Source organism: Jeotgalibacillus malaysiensis, from assembly GCF_044789845.1.
Classification (GTDB): Bacteria; Bacillota; Bacilli; order Bacillales; family Jeotgalibacillaceae; genus Jeotgalibacillus; species Jeotgalibacillus malaysiensis_A.
The window spans coordinates 3,367,738-3,388,003 of record NZ_CP085252.1; the positions used below are offsets into that span (position 1 = coordinate 3,367,738).

Sequence of the window (20,266 nt, forward strand, 5' to 3'; positions counted from 1 at the left end):
GCATGAATGTGTTGTGGGTTGGAATTGGCGGGGCCGCCGGAGTGTGCCTAAGGGCTTTAGTTAATACGTTGATTCAAAGCAGCTTCCCTTTCTCAACATTAATTGTCAATCTTCTCGGTTCGTTTTTACTCGGGCTCCTTTCTACAGCTCAGCTTAAGCTGAGCAGAGGCATCAGACTTGCACTTACTACAGGGCTGATTGGCTCTTTCACTACGCTTTCAGCTGTCAGTGCAGAGTTGTTTGGATTTTTACAGAGCGGGCAGTATGTATTTGCTTTTTTATACTTTATGATTAGTCTGGCTGGCGGGTTTGTGCTTGCCTACTGCGGAATAAAGGCTGGAAGAAAAGCAGGTGTAAACCAATGACTCTATTATTACTTGGCGCAGGAGGATTTTTCGGTGCAATCTCAAGATACCTGCTTTCGTCATATGGAAACGAAAGGTTTTCGTCCCTTCCATTTGGTACACTTGCGGTCAATCTGATCGGATCTTTTCTGCTTGGTATGGCCATTGCTGTTGAGCTGTCATCAACATTCTATGCGCTCTTTGCAACAGGCTTTCTCGGTGCGTTTACAACTTTCTCAACCATGCAGACTGAAGCGGTGAAGTTATTTGATGATAAAAAAAGGCTGCAAGCGGTTCTTTATCTAGTCATAACGTTTTTAGGCGGTACACTTTTTGCAGCATTAGGGTTTATACTCATTATGCGTTAAAACGCGAAAAAATCTCCGGTAGCTACCAGAGATGTCCGCAATTTCATTTATATGGGGAAGAATATATGCCCTCTTAATCGCCAATTCGGGTGGTTGGATCCTTTTCTTTAAGAAAGCCGCTGTCTTCCCTGCAGTCACGACAATGCAGCAAAATAGCGGTTCATTTATCCGCCACTCCACCGTTGATTTATGTGGTCACAAAGAATATTTACCCACGGTTTCGGAGGTTAAAACCACCTTAAACACATTCGTACGAACCTCCTGTTATTTTTAATACTCCCTCATTTAAATAAGCCATATTTATCAGGAGCAGCACAGAAAGGGGCAGTAAAATGGATCAAAAAGAAATAGAAGCATATATTATTAAGCAGTATCAGGAAGATGAGCAGGTCATGGTGCGCATATTCATTCAGTGGTGTCACGAGCATGATCTGGACCCTGAAAAAGTGTACCATGAAGCTTATCCCGTACAGGCTCCTAATCCTCTTTTAAAGAAGCTGAAAGAAGAAAGCGAAGTGTTTGATATGACCGTGGATTCCGGTACACTCATCAACGTCCTGCAGGTTTTCGGGAATGATGATCTTGCTTTTGTTGTTTCAGAATATGCAAAAAAATAACATCAGGCTGCTACGGAAGCAGCCTGAAGAAATTCCCCCACTCACGCGGAAGCTGATCCACCCCAACCGCCTGAAGATTTTCGCCCTCACCAGTGATAACCACCTGCCAATACAAATCTGATTGTATCCGGTCAGGCCGCTCCTCGTTCCTTAAAGTATTTACATTCAAAAAGGTTAATTTTTCTCTTAGTCTATTGTTTTCAAGTTCATTCAAAGTTGAAGGAATAAAATCAACTTTTTCATCATTTATGATTCCGGATCTTAATATGCAGTTTTTATCAAAATCAATAATAGTCCGATAGGAAGTCCCCACTGTCCCCGAAATCCGGATCTCAAGCTGCTTCAGTTTTTTTGCGTCCAAACTTTTCACTCTGCCTTTTACTTTTATTTTACCAAATAACGCTATTGTCCGAAAAGACGTAATAAGTTCTTTAGACTATAATAAAATGTAACTTTTTACACTCAAAAGACATTATAATCGTGACATACGTCACCATTCGCTTTATGATAGAAGTAATTATTAATTTCTTATATATACGGTTGTTTGTTTGGAGGAGGAAAAGAGATGGAGTATCTGAAAGCAGACCCCCAGTACCTGTTTGATTTTTTCACGGGACTTTATAAGATGGTCTTTCTAATGGAAGTGGATACGCAGGGCTATAAATATGCAGATGTTACTTCAGAAGCAGCCCGGCTCGCTTCACTTCCTGAGGACTGGAAGGGTCGCTATATTCATGAGATCTATGAAGAAAAAGTCGCAGCTCCTCTCATCAGTCAGTATGATGAAGCGGCTTCTTCAGGTGAGCCTGTGTTTTATTCTGATCAGATGAATAAGCTTTCCAATATATCAGAGTACGCCGCCTCGGCTCTGATGCCAATCACAGATGAGCATGGTCATGTCAGATATATAATCGGACTGACCAACGATCTTTCTGACTCTACATCTACCAAACTGCTCGCTTCAATTGAAAATATTGATTACTTAACCGGACTGCCGAGTCTGCTGCAGGTAAAAGCAGAACTGTCTAAAATGGAGCATTCCTCATTTTCAATTCTATATTTGAATATCGACAGGTTCAAGCTCATTAACGAATGGCTCGGTATTGAAGCGACAAATGTTTTACTTAAGAAAATCGCAAAGCAGACCGCTGCCCTTTTGCCGCCTGAATCAATCCTTGGAAGAATTGATGGTGACGAGTTCATTGTGACTGTCGCTGACCACTCTGAAGACCAAACGACCCAGCTTGCTGAAAACATCCTTTCTTCCTTATCCCAATTTACTTATGAGGTGAATGGCGTATCGATTCCCGTGACAGGCTGCATTGGCATCTGTATGAGTCCCGGTCACCCTAATTCCATGATTACCAATGCCTGTGCCGCTATGGTTGAAGCCAAACGTGAAGGAAGAAACTCGATTCGTCTGTTCAAAAATGAACATCACCATCAGGCAATGATTGATGAAGCCATTATGGAGGCAGAGCTTTATAAAGCACTGGATCAGAATGAGCTGGCGGTCTATTATCAGCCGAAATTACATGCCAGGACGAATCGCGTTCACTATGAGGCACTGGTCAGATGGTTCAGCCCTGTGCTTGGGACAGTACCGCCTTTAAAGTTCATACCGGTTGCTGAAAACACAACGCTGATTCAGGAAGTAACAAGGGCTGTCACATCCAAAGTATGTCAGGATATTAAGCATACACCTGAGCTTTTTGAAGACGCAGTTACGTCTATTAACCTGTCTGCCGCTTTGTTTGAGCCGGATTTAATTGATGCCCATTTTATTCAGGTAGTAAGCGAGAGTGCCGTTGACCCTTCAAATATTGAAGTTGAAATTACTGAGAATATGCTGATGAAGGATCCGATTAAAGGTGTGGAAATCATTAACCATTTAAAAGAGCTTGGTTTTCGCGTTGTCATTGATGATTTTGGTGTCAGCTATTCATCTTTAAATTATTTGAGAAACTTTTCACTTGATGGGATTAAAATCGACCGCTCCTTTATTTCTCAAATTGATCATCACCATAATGAAAAAGATATCAGCATTGTCCATTTTATTATTCAGCTTGCGAAAAAGCTGGATCTTTATGTTACGGCTGAGGGTGTGGAAACGAGAGAACAGTTTGATATTCTGACAAGCCTCGGCTGTGATGAAATTCAGGGATATTACTTCAGCAGGCCCCTGCCTCTTGAAAAAATTAAAAGTACGATTAATCACTTTTTTGACTATATCCTATTGAAAGACCAGTCTTCCCAGGAAGCAGCCGCCACGCAGGAAACGAACGGGGAAGCAAGCAGGCTGAAGGAAATTGAGCGTCTGCAAATTCTTGATACACCGTTTGAAGAACGATTTGACCGGATTACCAGGACAATCAAAAATGCTTTTCATGTGCCGATCTGTTTTATTTCCATTATTGATGATAAACGTCAGTGGTTTAAATCGTGTATCGGGCTTCCGGAACCCGTACGGACAATAAGAGAAGTGCCCCGCGATCAGACATTATGCGATTATGTCATCAGACAGCAGGAAGCACTGATCATTGAAAACATGGCTGAGCATCAAGATGGAGAAATCCGTGAATTCTTTAAAATGAGCGGACTTCAGTTTTATGCCGGCATCCCGCTCATCTCGAGGGGTGAAATGATTGGAACGCTATGCATTACTGATTATCTGCCGCGTACATTTAATGAGCAGCAGGTTGAAACGATTTCAGATTACTCAAAATGGGTAGAGTCTGAGCTCGAGCTCTATAGCCAGCGGGTTTAATATAAGTTAACGAAAAGACAGCGCGGGTGCGCTGTCTTTTCGTTAATCTGCTGACACAAACTCATATACACGGGCTTCATATGGTTTAAGGTCAAGCGTCTCAGGCAGAACAGATTTTGCTGCAGCGTCAACCTTGTAATTACCAATCACAAGACGCGTTGCTTCACCTGCAAGGGTTTTCGGACTTTCCACTGAAAGTGCCTGCTCCGAGTGATTCAGTGCAATCAGCCATGTCGTATTTTTATATGTTCTTTTATACATGTACAGTGGTTCTTTCCCTTTTGAAAGATCCTCATAATCACCATAAACCATTACAGGATGCTCTTTGCGCAGTTCGATCAGGTTCTGATAAGTATAGAACACGGAGCTTTGATCATCGAGCGCCTGCTTTACATTGATTTCCTGATAATTTGGATTCACTTTAATCCAGGGAGTTCCCTCAGTAAATCCTGCATATTCCTGACCGTTCCACTGCATTGGCGTCCGGGAATTGTCACGGCTGAGCAGCAGCAGATCCTCAAATACTTCTTCAGGATCCCTTCCTTTTGCCACTTCTTCTTTGTATTTATTTTTCATCGCAATATCATTGTAGTCATCGATGGAATCAAACCGGACACCGGTCATCCCGATCTCTTCCCCCTGATAAATATAAGGCATACCGGGCAGTGTATGAAGCATGATCCCGAGAAGCTTCGCAGATTCGGTCCGGTACTGACCGTCATTCCCATAACGCGTGACCTGGCGTGTATGGTCATGATTATTTAAAAATTGGGAGTTCCATCCCTTTTCAAAAACACCTTGATACCAGCTCTCCTGAATTTCCTTATATTTCGATAGGTCCATCACAGGCATCTCATCAGCTACCTGGAAATGAAACAACGTATTTAACTCATTCCGGTCCTCATGAACGTATAAAAGACCTGTGTCCGGATTCACAAACGGAATTTCTCCCACTGTCATCACGTCGTAACGGGAGAGCACTTCCCGGTTCATCTCCTGCAGGTAATCATGAATGCCCGGGTTATTAGCCAGATAACTGATATGCTTAGGATTCTCTGCATCCGGGAAGCCATCCTGCTTTGCCAGCAAATTAATGACATCCATTCTGAATCCGTCAATGCCAAGGTCCAGCCATGAGCGCATCATGCGAAAGATTTCCTGTCTGACTTCAGTATTCTCCCAGTTCAGATCAGGCTGCTCCTTTGCAAAAGAATGAAAGTAATATTCTCCTGTCCCCTCATCTTTTGTCCAACTCGAAGGTTCAAAGTAAGAGCGCCAGTTGTTCGGTGGTCCATCACTTTTTCCTTCCTTCCAGATATACCAGTCACGCTTCGGATGATCTTTCGATGACTTTGAATCCAGAAACCATTGGTGTTGATTTGAGGTATGATTCACAACAAGATCCATGATCACTTTCATTCCTTTATTATGAATGGCTTCAAGCAGTTCTTTAAACGTATCCAGATCACCCGCTTTTTCCATCACAGCCTCGTAGTCTGATATGTCATAGCCATTATCACGGTCAGGTGATTCATAAAACGGATTCAGCCAGATCACATCGACACCGAGCTTCTTTATGTAATCCAGCTTTTCAAGCACGCCCCGGAGGTCCCCATACCCGTCACCGTTACTGTCATAAAAGCTGCGCCAGTAAACCTGATAGACAACAGCTTCCTTCCACCATGTTTTCTTCATGCAAATCCCTCCCTGCAAATGTAGCTCCATTATAACCGCTTACAAATGAGATTACTGCTCAGAACCATTATAATTCAGTAGAGGAGTGATCAAATGAATGCATGGGATAGAAGATTTCAGAACAAAACTTATATTTACGGAAAAGAACCAAATGAATTTGTTGTATACGCACAGAACAAACTGAACTTGAAGAAGGGTTCCCTGCTTGCAGTTGCTGAAGGAGAAGGCAGAAATGCTGTATTTATGGCCGAAAAAGGACTCAGCGTGACAGCGTGGGATTACGCTGAAGAGGGCCTCAAGAAAACGCATGCGCTCGCTGCCGAAAGAAATGTCCAGGTGGAAACCGCACTTGCCGACCTGACTGATGCAGACTGGATGCCTGAATCCTATGATGCGGTACTCAATATCTTTGGTCATATTGATCCTGCAGGGAGAGAATCAATGCTTGAGGGGATTAAAAGTACAATCAAACCTGGCGGCTATTATATCAGTGAGGTGTATTCAAAGCACCAGCTGCCTTACAAAACCGGTGGCCCGCCAAAAGAAGAGTTTCTATACGATGCAGGAGACATGCTCGAAGCCTTCAAAGAATGGAAGATCATCCATTTCTTCACCGGAGAAGTGATCAGACAGGAAGGCAAGCTGCATAACGGACTTTCTCACGTGATTCAGACCATTGTGCAAAAAATCTGAAAATGTTTCACGTGGAACAATGAAAAGTGGAAGGCGCTTGGTCAGCTCTGACGGGCATAAGCCACGGAGCGGAAAATGGGCGCCCTTCCCATTTACCGATGCGTGGCTTATGACCCGAAGAGCTAGCGCCTGGAGCTGGATCTAATGAAAAGCGGAAGCAGGCGTTTAGGTCCGACAAGCATAAGACGCAATGAGAAAAATGAGCGCCCTTCCTCATTTTCTCATTGTGGCTTATGACTCGAGGACCTGCCTGCTGGAGCTGGATCTAATGAAAAGTGGAAGGCGCACGTTCAACTCTTATAATCATAAAAAGCACCCTCAACTTTACACATCTTCCATTACTGCCTTAACAAATTTACTGTAGCGCTCGTAAATCTTTACATATTCCTTATGCTGTTCTTCATCAGGTTCAACTCGCTCACCTAAAGGAATGTTTTCTTTTATCTGCTGCAGCGAGCTCTTTTCACCCAGTGATGTCAGCACCAGCCATGCTGCTCCCCACGCAGCACTATGGTGGCTTTCAGTCCGCTGTACTGGCTTATTGAAAATATCTGAAAGAATTTGAACCCAGAGAGTTGATCTGGATAGTCCCCCATTTACATAAATCACTTCTGCTTCTTCTCCAGCAGTACCGAGTGAAAGGTAAATCTGATAGAGATTGAATGTAATCCCTTCAAGCACAGCTCTCGCATATTGCGGAATACCATGAGATATCGAAAGACCAATTAAACTCCCTCTGGCATCCTGATCCCATAACGGCGCACGTTCACCGTTAATATACGGTAAAAAGAGCAAGCCATCCGCTCCAGGACTGACTGCTTCTGCTTCCATGATCAATTCTTCATAAGTGCCGTGATAATTCAACGTCTTTTTTAACCAATCTATCGCTACTCCTCCATTATTAGTAGGTCCTCCAGTTATATAATGCTCCGGTGTGAATGCATAACAAAAGACTTCCTGTCCGTTACTGACATTGAAGCGATTTGTCCATTTACGAACCGCTCCACTCGTACCGGCTGAAATCGTCAAACAGTTTTCTTCAAGTCCACTACTGCCAAGATTAGCAAGCTGACCATCAGCCGATCCCACGACAAATGGTATGTCCTGTGGAAGTTTTAAGTAGTTTGCGATAATTGGATTCAGCTCTGTCAGCTGATAATCAGCAGATACCGTTTCACCAAGCTGTTCTTCTTTCAAACCTGCTGTATTAAGTATTTCTTCATCCCAGGTCAGTGTCTGTCCATTCATCATGCCGGTCGCTGCTGCCATTGCATAATCTGTGACCCTTTCATTAAACCACTGATAGATGATGTATTCTTTAATTGACATAATATATCCGGACTCCAGATAAGGGGCGTAGCCGGTTTCCTTCATCCATATCAGCTTGGTTAAAGGTGACATTGGATGGATGGGTGTGCCTGTAAGCTTGTAGAAATCAGGACCTTTAGAGCTCATCAATTCCTTTGCCTGCTTACGGCTTCTGCCATCCGCCCATATCATTGCTTTTGAAAGCGCGTGCCCATCACCATCTGTGCAGATCAGGGAATGCATTGCGCTTGAAAAACCGATTCCAAGAATATTTTCTGCACTGGCACCGGTCTCATCTAAAACGCTTTTTAATGCAAAAACGGCAGATGACACGATGACATCAGGGTCCTGTTCTGCATGTCCATCTGTTGTATAGAAGGTTTTTATCAGCTGTTCCGCTTCAGCTTTTACTTTTCCATCTTTCGTAAACATGACTGCTTTCACACTCGTTGTACCCAAGTCAAGACCGATTACAAATTCCTTCATATCATCTCTTCCTTTATTAAAATCATTTTTTACGTTAAATGAATGATTTACTTCATCAAGCATATCACAGGAAACTCTTATCATCGGTACAGATTTTCATTAGTAATCAGATGTCACCTCTCATTTAAGCATCTTTAGGCTCAATTACATCTATCCCATCCAAATCGATTTTTTTGCATAAAATAAGTTTGTGAAATACTGAACAAAACACTTGCATTCCATTTCAAACCGTCGTATACTGAAGTTATTAAATGATTGTGAAAAACTTCACAATTAAAACTTAGGAGGAATTATCTCATGAAAATCGCAGTCATCGGAAGTACTCACGCTGGAACAGCAGCTGTAACGAATATGGCCAATATGTATCCCGAAGCAGATATTACAGTCTATGAGAAAAATGATAATGTGTCCTTTCTTTCATGTGGTTTGGCATTATATGTAGGCGGTGTCGTTGAAGATCCGCAGGGACTTTTCTACAGCTCTCCTGAACAGCTGAAAAGTCTCGGTGTAACGATGAAGATGCAGCATGCCGTGCAGGAAATCGATACTGCGCGCAAGCAGATTAAGGCGTTAAATCTGATCACGGGTGAAGAAGTGAATGACAGCTACGATAAGCTTGTGATGTCTACTGGCTCATGGCCAATCATTCCACCAATTGACGGCATTAAAATGGATAACATTCTGTTAGCAAAAAACTTCAATCAGGCAAATACAATTATTGAAAAATCACGCGACGTCAAACATGTGACGATTGTCGGCGCAGGTTATATCGGTGTTGAACTTGTAGAGGCATTCCAGCAGGCAGGTAAAAAAGTAACACTGATTGACGGTGTGGACCGCATTCTGAATAAATACCTTGATCAAGAATTTACAGATCAGGTAGAACAGGCATTCATTGACCGCGGCGTTGAACTGCGACTCGGTGAAACGGTTACCCGCTTTGAAGGCGAAACCTCTGTTGAAGCAGTTGTCACAAATGCAGGACGCGTTGAGACTGGCCTTGTCATTATGTGCGTTGGTTTCCGACCAAACACAGAGCTCTTAAAAGGAAAAGTGGACATGCTGCCAAATGGGGCAATCACTGTTGATGATTACATGCGCACAAGCGACCCTGACATCCTTGCAGCCGGTGACTGCTGTGCAGTGAAATACAATCCGACTGGTCAGGCTGCCTATATTCCACTTGCAACAAACGCAGTCAGAATGGGTACACTTGTTGCCCGAAACCTGATTGAACCGGTTATGAAAAATGTTGGTACGCAGGGAACTTCAGGCCTTCACATTTATGATCTGAATATGGCATCAACCGGCTTAACTGAAACAAGTGCCCAAGCGATGGATATTCATGTGAAAAGCGTCACAATCTCTGAGAAGCACCGTCCTGAATTTATGCCGACATCAGAAGACGTATTGCTGAAAGTCAGCTACCTCCCTGAAAGCCGTAAAATCATTGGCGCACAGGTACTGTCAAAAGCGGATGTTACACAATCCATTAATACACTCAGCGTCTGCATTCAGACAGGAATGACGATTGATGAGCTCGGCTTTGTCGACTTCTTCTTCCAGCCGCACTTTAATCAGCCATGGAACTTCCTGAACAAAGCGGGGCTCGCAGCAGCTGATACGCGTAAACCGGAATTGGTCTGACTGCATATGCAAAAAGCGCACTTTTAGGTAAGTGCGCTTTTTTGTGCCGCTTGTGGGAGCTGATGATTAATTGATTCAGCGTTGGGGATAATTGGTGCAGTGGGCTGAGTAATTCTATCACCGCTTCTGTTAATTGAATCATACAGGCTGACGGCGGTATTAATAGACTCAAGGGTGCAGATAATTGGTTCACCGCTATCATTAATTGAATCATCTCTCAGGTTAATTGAACGCGCCACACCGGCAGCTGTGCGCTTCGGTCAGGGTCATCCTGGTGACAAAGCGCTAACCACCCATCTCACTTCTCAACCAGCCTCAAAACATCACCAATCAGCTCTTCCCTGTTCACCCGGTCCTTGGCAGTCGCCATCTGATAAGTCCCACGTATCTGGTGATCTGCATCAACTAAATAGAGTGTCGTGCTGTGAACAATCTGACCATCAAGTTTTACGCGCTGCATACGGAACTGTTCAGTTGCTGCAGCAGTTTCCTGTTCTGTGCCCCTCAGCCAGTGCCAGTGATCTGTCACGGCATCGAATGAGTTGGCGTAATTCACAACCCGCTCTTCTGTGTCTGCCTCAGGATCCAGCGTAATAGATACAAATTCCACCTGACCATCAAATACACCTTTATCGTCAAGCTCATCATACGCTTCCTTCAGGTCACTCATCGTAAAAGGACAGATATCCGGACAGGCAGTATAAAAGAATGCCACCACTTTAATCCGGTCGTTTTCAGAATCATACTTCTCTCCGTCTACTGCAGAACTCATCTGAAAGGGCTCAACCGTTTTTAAAACAGGAAGCGATGTCTGCAGATACCATAACCCCCATAACCCTCCTGCGATTAAAAAGAAGAACAGGATCGTAGTCAGCAGCTTCATTTCTGATCATCTATCTTCTGATTAAGCGGCGGCAAATGCTTCTGCATCCGCTTATACACTCTCAACATACCCCACATACCAAGCTCGATATCCCAGCGGATATTTCCTGAACGGTACAGATAATCACCGGATAAACCGTACCAGCCTCCTGCTCCGTAGTGAAGCCTCAGATCAGCTGTGTGACCGGTAATAATCGGTCCATCAAATGATTTCACCTGCGACGTCAGATCCATTGCATCAGTATTCCAGTAGTGGCCGTGCAGCCTGAACGTGTGGGCCCGCCTGCGCTCAGATGGATTTACAAGCCGGATCGTAACCGGATCGCCCGGATAGGCTTCAAATACTGGTGTTGACGGATCGCCGTGTGCTTTTGAGCTGAACAGCCATGCAAGATGATCATGCTTTTCAAGCCTTCTGACTAACCTTTCTGTCCGGTAATTGAATCCTCTTGATCCCTGGTCATACGTATCAAAAAGATCCTCTTCCTCCGTCTCACCGAGGATACCGTCAGCCGGGTCAATGATCAGGTTTCCGTTCTTATCCTCAAGTCTCACACCATCATGCATAACGAGAACAAACTCTCTTGTATCCGGTAAAAACGGATGTTTTAAAACAATGGAAGAGGCTTTGCTGTCCTCAGTCAGATTAGCTGGATCCAGCATTTCTGACCCTCTTGGCTCTGCGATCAAAACGCCAAAAGTACCAAGCGACCGGTGATTTCTGATATCTGTCATATCCCACAGCCCGCTCGCTCCAAATGCATGGTCAATATACCAGCGATAGGTAATTGTTTCACCCGGCTCTGCTGACTGCCTGAAGTTAAAGCCTGCTGTTTCACCCGATGCCGTTTTCACATCAGCCAGTACCAGCTGCGGATGCAGCGAAATGTGTAAGGAAGGCGGGTAAAAAGCCTGCTCTTTCACTTCAGGATAAGGCCATATCCCGTCCTGATAAGGGAACCTGCCAGGCGTAAGCGCATTTGTTAACCGGATCTCCACTTCTTCTCCGGCATTTGCGCGCAAAATCAGCGGCTCCGGCTGTTTCCGACCTGCTAAAATATCTTCTTTATCCTCAGTATAGGCAAAGATGATGCCATAAGGATCATGTTCCCCATATTTACTGTAGGTGATTGGGAGATGAAAAGCTGTAATATCAAAGCGTCTAAGCGGGGCTTCATCAGGTGCAGGGCTCTTAACCTCTTCTGTTTTAGCAGGCGGGATCCCGTCAGGTACAGGTAATAAAAGCGGCTCAGGCTCATGCTGCTCTTGATCATTTAAAGGAATCAACCCCTCAACAGGCTCATCAAAGGCACGGATGAGTCCCCATAATCCATTCCACAGATCTTCTTCTGTTGCAAAGGTCCATAAATAATCTCCTGCATGAGGAGCAAATGTTTCGAGCGTAAAGGACTCTGATATGCCAATGTGCTTTTGAGATTCCAATCGTGTTTCGACATCCGGGCGCTCTGCTTTCCAGCGCATTCCGTGAATATGAAAGCTGTGCGACTCCTCATGCGCACCCTGTATCAGCCTGACTCTCAGCTGGTCCCCTTTATAACATTTAAATACTGGTGTAACCGGATCGCCATTAACGTACGAACTGAAGGTATAGGCCGGATCCCCAGGTCCCTTCAAACGGAACTGCAGCGGTTCACATTTATAATTGACGCCAAACACACCCGGATCATCCTGTGAGCCCGGGAAATCCGGCGGCTGGATCGGTGTACCGTCGCGCTCATATAAAAGGGTAAAGTCCTGAACAAAAAGTGAAAGGTCACGATAGTCCGGGATGAGTGGATGGACAGCGGTAATCTCAGTTCCTTTGATCACAGCGTCACCTGTTGCTGAATCGAGAAACTTTGTAAAACGGGGATGGATTACACCCGAACCAAAAACGCCGTGCTGCTGATGGTGAGCAGCAAACAGGTGGTCATGATAAAACCACGCTTTCAACTCAACATCTGCATAATATTCGTAGGTGATGGTCTGCCCCTGCAGCACACTCGAATCATAATTCCAGCCTATATTCGCTCCATCGTTCACTAACCCGTCGAACTTCATAAAGTGAATGTGAAAACCTGCTTCATACGTGCGGGTAAACAGCTGAAATACATCTCCTCCTGCGATTTCAGGCAGACGGTTGGTAAAATGGATTCTGACGCAGGCACCTGCCGGCGTATGAAGGACAAGCGGTTCGGGCTCTTTTTCACCGTTTAAAACAGCCTCAAGGTCCTCATCCAGAACAAAGATCCTTCCCTTCGGATCATGCCAGCCCTGCCGGTTATAAATAATCGGCAGTTCAATAGCGGAAATGCGGTATTCAATCACCTGCGCCTCAGGATTGAATCCGCATGGATCCGCAAATACAGCGCCAGGTCTCGGGTCAGGTATTGCAGCGAGACGTTCAAGCTCTGTTAACCCTCTTCCGCCTTCAATGCCAAGTGGGGGACGCGGTGCTTTAAAGCCCGGCTTCCCTGGTATAAAATTCGGAAAACCCGGTTTATCCTTGGTCGGCACTGGAGGCTTTGGCCGGTCAGGAAGCGGCTGCAGCGCTTTGATCTGCTTCCCGTCCGGATAACACTGTGTGCCGTCCTGGAGAGTGTCGAATATCCGGTTCATGCCCCACATCCCCGCTTCAAAATGTGGATACAGGTGACAGTGAATAACCGCATCTCCAATCGATCCCTGCAGGCTGCCAAGTCCGTAAAGCGGTTCGATATCGTACCAGGATTGAGGGCTGATACTCTGTGCGTCAATAATTTCAGAATCGGCATTGGACGGATCCTTCAGCCACTGGTGAACGTGGTAATGAAATACATGCGTTTCCTTTACCCCGCTGTGCACAAGACGGACAACTGCCGGGTCTCCCTTATACCCTTTTAGAATCGGCGTTGCGGGATCACCGAATACCCATGAATCATGATGAACCTCTTCCCCGTCACATTCCGGACAGACAACACCTTCATCGATCAGTTTCTTGCGGTTCCCAAGCGGCTCATAGCGGTAGTTTACCGCATGGGTCGACTCAGCTGACTCATTCGTCATCGGATTAATGGGCTTATTTCCGGTTAAATCATTTGTTTCCATTTCATCATGAAACAGCCATGCGTACTCACGGAAAGAAGGCAGAAAAGGATGGTGAATATCTGCAAATGGACCGCTTGTGATTGTTCCGCCTGTTTCAGGGTGCGTCCACCATGACCCCCTCTTTTGAACAAATAGAGCACCAAACAGACCGTTGCCATTCGATCCGTTTTCCGTACTCGAAGGATTTCCGAGATCTGAGAATGGATAAGTGCCCGGGCGGTTCAATTTGAAGTAATAAGTCTTTTTCTTACCTTTCCCGACAAGTGATGAATGATTAAAGCCCGCTTCAGCTCCATCTGAATCCATCACATCATAATCTGCTTCTTCCATATGAATACCTGCCGGAAATGGCAGCTTATTTTCAAACAGGATTTCAATCTCATCGCCCGCATTTGCCCGGATGATTAAAGGCTGGACAAGTTCAACCGGCGTAAACGGATTCTTCTTTACAAGCCGCTTCACTTTCTTTTCATTCTCTTTTAATACGTACATCATGCCATTTGGATTGTGATCACCGAACTGATTCAGTACAATCCTGATCGGAATGGCCACAATGTGAAAGAAACGCTTCACCCGTCACCACCTGTTTCCTTCAGCTGCGGAATGAGCGGCCAGCCGTCGCGCTCAATATAAAATACTTCTATATCGTGAATGTGAAGGTGCCATTCCCGGCCTTCAAGCTCTGCTACGTTCGTTGTTTCAACACTTAACACCACATAGTCATCCATCACCTGAATGATTTTTCCGATAAAAAAGTACGGAAAAGATGATGTCAAAGCAAGCATTTTAGCACCTGCATTTTCAGCAATAAATTGAATCAGCCCTTCTTCATGTCTGTCATTTGAAGTCATATTTCCCTTTGCATGCTCCACATTTAATCCCCCTTTTAAGTCAGCGGAAATACTTTATCCGCAGCAAAGTTGCGTGTAAAGTGCGCGATGTTTTCAAGCGGAATACTGAGAGGTACCGGGAATTGAAAAAACGGTGCAGTGACCATCTTGACCGTGACCGGATCAAGTGTCAGATGCCCTTCCCCCACTTCGCGCAGTGTACCAACAAAAATCGGTCTGAACGTCTGTCCGAATAAATTCAGCTGATCTGACTTTGTTACCACTAAGACTGACTCACCGATCAGCATTCCGAGCTCTTTTGCTCGCTGTTCATCTGATAACGCCATCTTTTTCTCCCCTTTTATTCATCCGGCCATGCTTTTGAACGCATCATTGAAACCGGGACTTCTTTATGCTTTTGATTTGCCGGTAATGGATATCCTGTTTCTTGTTTTTAACGAGCAAACTCAGCTTCTCTTCTTCTGATCTGATCAGTTTTCCGTAATAGCGCTGTCCATCTGTCATTTCCACTTTTATCCTGCTGTTTTTCCATCTGGACAAACTGGTTTTTAACGTTTCCCGGTAAAACATTTCTTTTAATTTCGAGCGTTTTGATACGGTTGCACCAAAATTTTTAAGCAATCTCTTTCTAAGATGGTTATCAAAAAAGACATATCGATGGGTGTTTGTGAATTCCGGGGCGCCGTAAGGGACTTTCACTTCTGACATCGCACTGTAAGGAATCCAGCATTTCGTAAAATAGCTTGTCAAAACGAGATAGTCCCTGCCAATATCCTGCACCCTGCCTTTAGAAATTGAGTGATTGTGATGGATTACTTCCACCGTCTGATTTCTTTTTTCAACCAGGAATGACTGCAGCAATAAGATTTTCCCTTTTTCAGGATTGTACTTTAGCTGCAGAAAGATATTAGCCAGTTCAATATAGCGTTTTCTAAGCAGTATTTCTTCCGACGTTCCCTTCCCGGCAGGAGACGGGTAAGTTTCCCTGATCACCGGGGCTGAGGCAAGCCAGCTTTCCACATCAAAATCTGAATACACGATGACCCTCCTTTCTATACAATTCATGATCATTTTATGCAGGGAGACGGCTATCTGAGTGGGTTTTGCACGTAAAAATCAAGGATTCCATACAATAAAAGATTATGTGAAAGGAGAAACGACAAATGGCAACTGTGCTTTTTTTGCATATCATCATCACTTCTTACTGTTTAAAACGTTTTTTTGTCTTACGTGATCAGACAGGGTTCCATCTGGGGATGAATATTGTGATGCTCACAGGGGGCTTTTCAGGATTAATTACAGGGATTGTGCTCATTGATTATTTTCCGTTCTATTTTGTATGGATGACGATCATTGCTGCTGTTACTGGTGCGCTTGCTGGAGGGATAAACGGTCTTTTTTATGATGGGCAGACGGGGCTGACCGGACTCGCAAATGGTTTTATGATGGGGTTAATGGGACCGATGATTGGGGCTGCTGCAGGAGGGGCTGCAATGCTTGCAGTCATGCTTGAAGCCGTTTATATCTTTTTATTAATGCTGGCTTTCACTACTGCAGTCAAATCTTAAAGGGTGTGAATGGTATGCCGGAAGTCATCCTTTTCTCAGCAGCTGCAATCTTTCTGTATCATGTAGTTTTAATGCTGAAAAGGAGAATCATTTTAGCGGAAAGGTTTGTAAATACAGTCGTGAGTGTTACTGCCGGAGGCGCAGGATTAACCGCATCACTGTCATTTTTCCTGGTTTTTGAAGGGGCGGTTTTGTGGGTTTTCGCTTTATTCGCACCAGCAGGCTATTTTTACGGAGCGTTATCAGGCTATGCTTCAGCCGGAGTTTCGGGGGCGGTTCATATGAGTATAGGGAGCGCAATGGGCCTGATGCTCGGTGAAGTAATGCAAAACCCGGCGCTATGCGGACTCCCTATCATGGAATGGCAGATGATGCTGCCGATCTGCTCAATGATTTATTTCCTTACTGTCAGTGTATTAATTTTCTTTTCATTCGAGTACTGAACTTCTAGTAAGCGACCCCTTCCTCATCCACAAAGACTGATTCGATCACTGTACGCTGGAATTTCTGACCTGCAGGGGTTGAGCCTTCTACCTCTACAGTCATATTGTAAGTTCCCTCTCCTGAAGGAATGGTGACCGCTTTACCACTTTGCTTAAACTGACGGATTTGCTGACCTGGTCCGCGGTTTTCTTTACCATTCCCCGGCGCGAATCCGATCTCACTGAACATCTTAATTTCAGCATGACGCTGTGACTTGTTTCTTAATCCGGGATTTGTTTTCAAAGCCCATTTTTTCTTGTTGTCAGAAGGCTCCAGTGCAAGCTGATCGTTTAAATCAGACGTAAACGTCACCATCAGCGCATAAGCAGATTCCTGATCCGTTACCGTTTCTGCTGTCCATTTTCCGGCTGCAGGGTCAGTAATTTCAATAGTATGATGATAAGCGCCGTTAAAAAACATCGTATCATCCTCATCAGCAGTCACTTCATAATCTTTTGCAGGACCTCGTGGCGCTTTTAACGTAACAGTCTCATGCGGCGAGGCACTCATCCAGTTAATCACAAGACTTTCCGCCTCATCTTCAACGTAAAAACTCTCAGATGCTTTACCATTCTGTTCTCCGCCTCTTAGCAGCGTATCAAACGGCTGGATTTCTTTCTCATGAGCTTCCATCGTGCTGAAGCTTGAAAATGCAGCTGCGCGCTGTGTTGTTAAATAAGGCTGGAAGATCGATAGCGTATTGTATCCTTTATTGATCTCACTGTGGTTCCAGTTGCCAACAGCCAGACTTCTGCTGTAAGGCAGCTGAGAACTCGCAACTGACACCACTCCATCGTTAGGGCCTGAAATGAATCCGCTTCCAAACCAATAGCTGCTAAATAGCGGGCCTGTACGTGTGCCGGCAAGTGAAAAGTAACTGTTTTGAGATGCTTCAAAGCGGTTATCGGTGATTGACCTGAAGTAATTCATCGTGCCAGTCTGAAGACTTTGCGTCCCCTCACTGTTTTGTCCAATCAGATTGGCAAGCCAGCCCAGTGACGTACTATTTGCCAGATCAGCAAGCTCACTGCCATAGTGAGGCGAGCTAAGTGTAATGACGTTGGATACAAGCGGGTATTTCCCCTCATGAATCAGGGCAACCTGCGTATCAACGCCTCCTTTACTAAATGCCACAATCACAAGCTTTTTCCCGCCAAAATGGGCAGAGATTTCTTCAAGTTGTCCTGCAAGCATCGCACCATTATCCCAATAGCTTTTTGGCGTGCCACCGGAATCATTTAGCTCGACAAAAGCAGTCTCATAGCCTGCTGCAACTGCACGACTGTACATATCATTTTCGTTATACCAGACAGTTGAATCATTTGTCAGACCCTGAACGAACACAATCGCAGGCTTTGCAGGGTCTATGTAAGCAGGGGCTTCACCAATACTGATTGTTCCGGGAACAAGCGAGTTACCCGGTGTCTTAAATCCTCCGGCAAAAGCGGCAGACGGCAGTGACAGAAGCAGGAACACAGCAATCAACAGGGAAAGCGTCTTTTTCATCCAATCTTCTCCTTTAAACAGCTGTACCGGGAAACCCCGACCATCTATGTATTTCGACATCCGGAAGGTAAATCCTGTATATTTCGGATAATTAAATTATGATTTATTTATGTATTGAGCTGAGTGGGTTTGGGAAGTTGTCGCTGTTTCCTCTCAGGATGTAGCATTCCCCGCCTGGGTTGTAGCGATACGCCCGGATACTTGTCACAATCTCCCCCGCACTTGCACCAATCCCCCACTTTCCACGTCATATTCGGCACGCTCACCACCCCAAAACATAAAAAAACCGGATACCCATTAAGATATCCGGCCCACCCACTATTCTTTTTCAAACGTCTTTGTACTTCTTACCGTATCAATCGGACGCACTTTACTTTCGATCTCATCCCGTTTCGGCTCTAAAAACGGTGGCAGTGAGAGTTTTTCACCGAGCGTTTCATACGGCTCATCACCCATAAACCCTGGACCATCCGTTGCAAATTCGAACAGAATCTGCGGTGCCACTCTTGCATACAGGGATTTAAAGAAGAAGCGGTCCACAAAGCCCGATGTCGCGAAACCGAAGCTCTTCATGCGCTCGTCCCATTCATCAAGCATTTCTTTATCCTCAAGTCTGAAGGCTGCATGGTGAACAGTGCCGAAGCCCTGCTGCGCCTGAGGTAAAAAGGTGTTGTGTTCGACAATCACACTTGCACCGTTTCCACCTTCTCCTACTTCAAATAAGTGAAATGATTTGTCTTCTGCCGTTTCTTTAAAGAGCAATACCTTCTCAAGCATTTCCTTAAAATAATCAAAGCGGTCAACGCGGACAACCAATGGCCCAAGCCCAGTAATGGCGTATTCAAGCGGTACAGGTCCCTGCTGCCACGGTGTACCTGCTTCTACACCATGATCATTTTCATCAGAAATCAGCTGATACTGCTGATCATCGAAATCAACAAAGGAAATCGTCTTTTTACCGAATTGCTCCTGTATGCCTTTGTGTTTCACATTCAAACGATCAAACCGCTTTTCCCAGTAGTTAATCGCTGCATCACTCGGTACACGGAAAGACGTTTTTGAAATTTCATTCGTGCCGTGATTCCCTTTTGGAATGCCAGGGAAATCAAAGAACGTCATATCGGTTCCGGGACTTCCTGTATCATCAGCGAAAAAGAGGTGATACGTCTGGATATCATCCTGGTTGACTGTCTTTTTAACCAGCCTCATACCAAGTACATAAGTGAAAAACTCGTAATTTTTTTCAGCACTGCTTGTGATCGCAGTGACGTGATGAATGCCTTTTAACTCTTTAATAGACATAATAATGAGCCTCCTCCAGTGCATTTTTCATACACATAGCATCTAATGATTCCAGACTGAATGCAAGAATAATGACCGCTCAAGTGTTAAAAATGTAAATCTGCTGAAAAGTGCTTCATAATAAGAAGTAACTACCTTACTTGAAAGGAGGAGCAATGATATGAGTATTCCGAAAGTGGATTTTTACTTTGGCGCGCTGCTGTCACACCTTGTGAACCGAGGATTCTCCCCTGTTATGAAAGAAGGCGGACAGGACCGGAGAATCTATGCGCTTGAAAATGAAACCGACAGCTACTTTATTTATGCAAAATACTCGTTTACACCCCGTTTTAAAAAAGAATCCCGTATCTGGACCTTCTCCTTTTACGATACAGAAATGGAAAAGACGCTTCGCAGCCAGCATGACAACCAGTATCTGTTCGCTTTTATCTGTGGTGAAGAAGACCTCCAGAACACTGAAATCATTTTACTGACAGCAAGTGAAGTATCTGAGTGTATCAAAACTTCAGAGAACGGACGCAAGTGGCTGACGATTGAGATGGCTGACCGCAAAAGGACCCTCACTGTCCGTGGAAGTGCACATTCAAAACCCGGCTATTCACTGAAAATTACCCGCAGCACAGACCAGCGGCTTGAAGAACTTCCAACTATGCTTTTTTAAA

19 protein-coding genes are annotated in these 20,266 nt (G+C 44.8%); 9 read left to right on the forward strand and 10 right to left on the reverse strand.

Annotation, left to right across the window (positions count from 1 at the left end):
• Window positions 1-2: 2 nt before the first annotated feature.
• The 3 genes from LG330_RS17410 to LG330_RS17420 all read left to right on the forward strand — a co-directional run bounded on the left by LG330_RS17410 (window position 3) and on the right by LG330_RS17420 (window position 1,329).
• A complete protein-coding gene (locus tag LG330_RS17410; RefSeq protein WP_404406117.1) occupies window positions 3-365 on the forward strand; it encodes a fluoride efflux transporter FluC in 363 nt (120 codons plus the stop codon).
• The gene (gene crcB, locus LG330_RS17415; RefSeq protein ID WP_404406119.1) at window positions 362-712 is read left to right on the forward strand and encodes a fluoride efflux transporter CrcB; all 351 of its coding nucleotides are present in this window, start codon (window positions 362-364) and stop codon (window positions 710-712) included. The genes LG330_RS17410 and crcB overlap by 4 nt, the downstream gene beginning before the upstream one ends.
• A 332-nt stretch (window positions 713-1,044) precedes the next feature.
• Complete coding sequence (locus LG330_RS17420; protein ID WP_404406121.1) at window positions 1,045-1,329, forward strand: hypothetical protein; 285 nt, start codon at window positions 1,045-1,047, stop codon at window positions 1,327-1,329.
• A gap of 10 nt (window positions 1,330-1,339) precedes the next feature.
• On the opposite strand, the gene LG330_RS17425 is transcribed toward LG330_RS17420, so the two are convergent.
• A complete protein-coding gene (locus LG330_RS17425) occupies window positions 1,340-1,690 on the reverse strand; it encodes a hypothetical protein (RefSeq protein WP_404406123.1) in 351 nt (116 codons plus the stop codon).
• Window positions 1,691-1,894: 204 nt separating this feature from the next.
• Between LG330_RS17425 and LG330_RS17430 the strand changes: the two genes are divergently transcribed.
• The gene (locus LG330_RS17430) at window positions 1,895-4,096 is read left to right on the forward strand and encodes an EAL domain-containing protein (protein WP_404406125.1); all 2,202 of its coding nucleotides are present in this window, start codon (window positions 1,895-1,897) and stop codon (window positions 4,094-4,096) included.
• Window positions 4,097-4,138: 42 nt separating this feature from the next.
• Here the strand turns inward: LG330_RS17430 and LG330_RS17435 are convergent, their stop codons facing one another.
• The gene (locus LG330_RS17435) at window positions 4,139-5,791 is read right to left on the reverse strand and encodes an alpha-glucosidase (RefSeq protein WP_404406127.1); all 1,653 of its coding nucleotides are present in this window, start codon (window positions 5,789-5,791) and stop codon (window positions 4,139-4,141) included.
• A gap of 93 nt (window positions 5,792-5,884) precedes the next feature.
• Between LG330_RS17435 and LG330_RS17440 the strand changes: the two genes are divergently transcribed.
• Window positions 5,885-6,484, forward strand: coding sequence for a class I SAM-dependent methyltransferase (locus LG330_RS17440; protein ID WP_404406129.1), 600 nt, complete (start codon window positions 5,885-5,887; stop codon window positions 6,482-6,484).
• Window positions 6,485-6,808: 324 nt separating this feature from the next.
• On the opposite strand, the gene LG330_RS17445 is transcribed toward LG330_RS17440, so the two are convergent.
• On the reverse strand, window positions 6,809-8,341 hold the full coding sequence (locus tag LG330_RS17445; protein WP_404406131.1) for a gluconokinase: 1,533 nt from the start codon (window positions 8,339-8,341) through the stop codon (window positions 6,809-6,811).
• A 234-nt stretch (window positions 8,342-8,575) separates the two neighbouring features.
• Between LG330_RS17445 and LG330_RS17450 the strand changes: the two genes are divergently transcribed.
• Window positions 8,576-9,925, forward strand: a complete 1,350-nt coding sequence (locus LG330_RS17450; RefSeq protein ID WP_404406133.1) for an FAD-dependent oxidoreductase — start codon at window positions 8,576-8,578, stop codon at window positions 9,923-9,925.
• 298 nt (window positions 9,926-10,223) lie between these two features.
• Here the strand turns inward: LG330_RS17450 and LG330_RS17455 are convergent, their stop codons facing one another.
• From LG330_RS17455 to LG330_RS17475, 5 genes are read right to left on the reverse strand one after another with little or no spacing between them, the layout of a single operon-like run.
• The gene (locus LG330_RS17455) at window positions 10,224-10,808 is read right to left on the reverse strand and encodes an SCO family protein (protein ID WP_404406135.1); all 585 of its coding nucleotides are present in this window, start codon (window positions 10,806-10,808) and stop codon (window positions 10,224-10,226) included.
• Complete coding sequence (locus LG330_RS17460) at window positions 10,805-14,467, reverse strand: copper oxidase (RefSeq protein ID WP_404406137.1); 3,663 nt, start codon at window positions 14,465-14,467, stop codon at window positions 10,805-10,807. Before LG330_RS17460 ends, LG330_RS17455 begins: the two co-directional genes overlap by 4 nt.
• Window positions 14,464-14,766 carry a hypothetical protein gene (locus LG330_RS17465; protein ID WP_404406139.1) on the reverse strand — a complete coding sequence of 101 codons (303 nt, stop codon included), beginning with the start codon at window positions 14,764-14,766 and terminating at the stop codon, window positions 14,464-14,466. The genes LG330_RS17460 and LG330_RS17465 overlap by 4 nt, the downstream gene beginning before the upstream one ends.
• A 14-nt stretch (window positions 14,767-14,780) precedes the next feature.
• Window positions 14,781-15,071, reverse strand: coding sequence for a hypothetical protein (locus LG330_RS17470; protein WP_404406141.1), 291 nt, complete (start codon window positions 15,069-15,071; stop codon window positions 14,781-14,783).
• Between the two features lie 43 nt (window positions 15,072-15,114).
• Window positions 15,115-15,783 (reverse strand): hypothetical protein, encoded by a 669-nt coding sequence (locus tag LG330_RS17475; RefSeq protein ID WP_404406143.1) that lies wholly within the window; start codon window positions 15,781-15,783, stop codon window positions 15,115-15,117.
• A 125-nt stretch (window positions 15,784-15,908) separates the two neighbouring features.
• On the opposite strand from LG330_RS17475, the gene LG330_RS17480 reads away from it, so the two are divergent.
• The gene (locus tag LG330_RS17480; protein ID WP_404406145.1) at window positions 15,909-16,313 is read left to right on the forward strand and encodes a hypothetical protein; all 405 of its coding nucleotides are present in this window, start codon (window positions 15,909-15,911) and stop codon (window positions 16,311-16,313) included.
• Window positions 16,314-16,327: 14 nt separating this feature from the next.
• Window positions 16,328-16,756: a hypothetical protein gene (locus LG330_RS17485; RefSeq protein ID WP_404406147.1), complete on the forward strand. Its 429-nt coding sequence runs from the start codon at window positions 16,328-16,330 to the stop codon at window positions 16,754-16,756.
• Window positions 16,757-16,760: 4 nt separating this feature from the next.
• Here the strand turns inward: LG330_RS17485 and LG330_RS17490 are convergent, their stop codons facing one another.
• Together LG330_RS17490 and LG330_RS17495 are read right to left on the reverse strand one after the other, a co-directional pair.
• Window positions 16,761-18,302: an esterase/lipase family protein gene (locus LG330_RS17490; protein WP_404406149.1), complete on the reverse strand. Its 1,542-nt coding sequence runs from the start codon at window positions 18,300-18,302 to the stop codon at window positions 16,761-16,763.
• A gap of 318 nt (window positions 18,303-18,620) precedes the next feature.
• Window positions 18,621-19,598, reverse strand: a complete 978-nt coding sequence (locus LG330_RS17495; RefSeq protein WP_404409656.1) for a ring-cleaving dioxygenase — start codon at window positions 19,596-19,598, stop codon at window positions 18,621-18,623.
• A gap of 166 nt (window positions 19,599-19,764) precedes the next feature.
• On the opposite strand from LG330_RS17495, the gene LG330_RS17500 reads away from it, so the two are divergent.
• Window positions 19,765-20,265 carry a hypothetical protein gene (locus LG330_RS17500; RefSeq protein WP_404406151.1) on the forward strand — a complete coding sequence of 167 codons (501 nt, stop codon included), beginning with the start codon at window positions 19,765-19,767 and terminating at the stop codon, window positions 20,263-20,265.
• The last annotated feature ends 1 nt before the right edge of the window (window position 20,266 follow it).

What these genes read in the sequence shown, in the direction of transcription:
- LG330_RS17500 (WP_404406151.1), top strand. Translation starts at nt 19,765, where the DNA reads ATGAGTATTCCGAAAGTGGATTTTTACTTTGGCGCGCTGCTGTCACAC.
- LG330_RS17450 (WP_404406133.1), top strand. Translation starts at nt 8,576, where the DNA reads ATGAAAATCGCAGTCATCGGAAGTACTCACGCTGGAACAGCAGCTGTA.
- LG330_RS17435 (WP_404406127.1), bottom strand. Translation starts at nt 5,791, where the DNA reads ATGAAGAAAACATGGTGGAAGGAAGCTGTTGTCTATCAGGTTTACTGG.
- LG330_RS17485 (WP_404406147.1), top strand. Translation starts at nt 16,328, where the DNA reads ATGCCGGAAGTCATCCTTTTCTCAGCAGCTGCAATCTTTCTGTATCAT.
- LG330_RS17440 (WP_404406129.1), top strand. Translation starts at nt 5,885, where the DNA reads ATGAATGCATGGGATAGAAGATTTCAGAACAAAACTTATATTTACGGA.
- LG330_RS17490 (WP_404406149.1), bottom strand. Translation starts at nt 18,302, where the DNA reads ATGAAAAAGACGCTTTCCCTGTTGATTGCTGTGTTCCTGCTTCTGTCA.
- LG330_RS17445 (WP_404406131.1), bottom strand. Translation starts at nt 8,341, where the DNA reads ATGCTTGATGAAGTAAATCATTCATTTAACGTAAAAAATGATTTTAAT.
- LG330_RS17455 (WP_404406135.1), bottom strand. Translation starts at nt 10,808, where the DNA reads ATGAAGCTGCTGACTACGATCCTGTTCTTCTTTTTAATCGCAGGAGGG.
- crcB (WP_404406119.1), top strand. Translation starts at nt 362, where the DNA reads ATGACTCTATTATTACTTGGCGCAGGAGGATTTTTCGGTGCAATCTCA.
- LG330_RS17410 (WP_404406117.1), top strand. Translation starts at nt 3, where the DNA reads ATGAATGTGTTGTGGGTTGGAATTGGCGGGGCCGCCGGAGTGTGCCTA.
- LG330_RS17430 (WP_404406125.1), top strand. Translation starts at nt 1,895, where the DNA reads ATGGAGTATCTGAAAGCAGACCCCCAGTACCTGTTTGATTTTTTCACG.
- LG330_RS17470 (WP_404406141.1), bottom strand. Translation starts at nt 15,071, where the DNA reads ATGGCGTTATCAGATGAACAGCGAGCAAAAGAGCTCGGAATGCTGATC.
- LG330_RS17480 (WP_404406145.1), top strand. Translation starts at nt 15,909, where the DNA reads ATGGCAACTGTGCTTTTTTTGCATATCATCATCACTTCTTACTGTTTA.
- LG330_RS17420 (WP_404406121.1), top strand. Translation starts at nt 1,045, where the DNA reads ATGGATCAAAAAGAAATAGAAGCATATATTATTAAGCAGTATCAGGAA.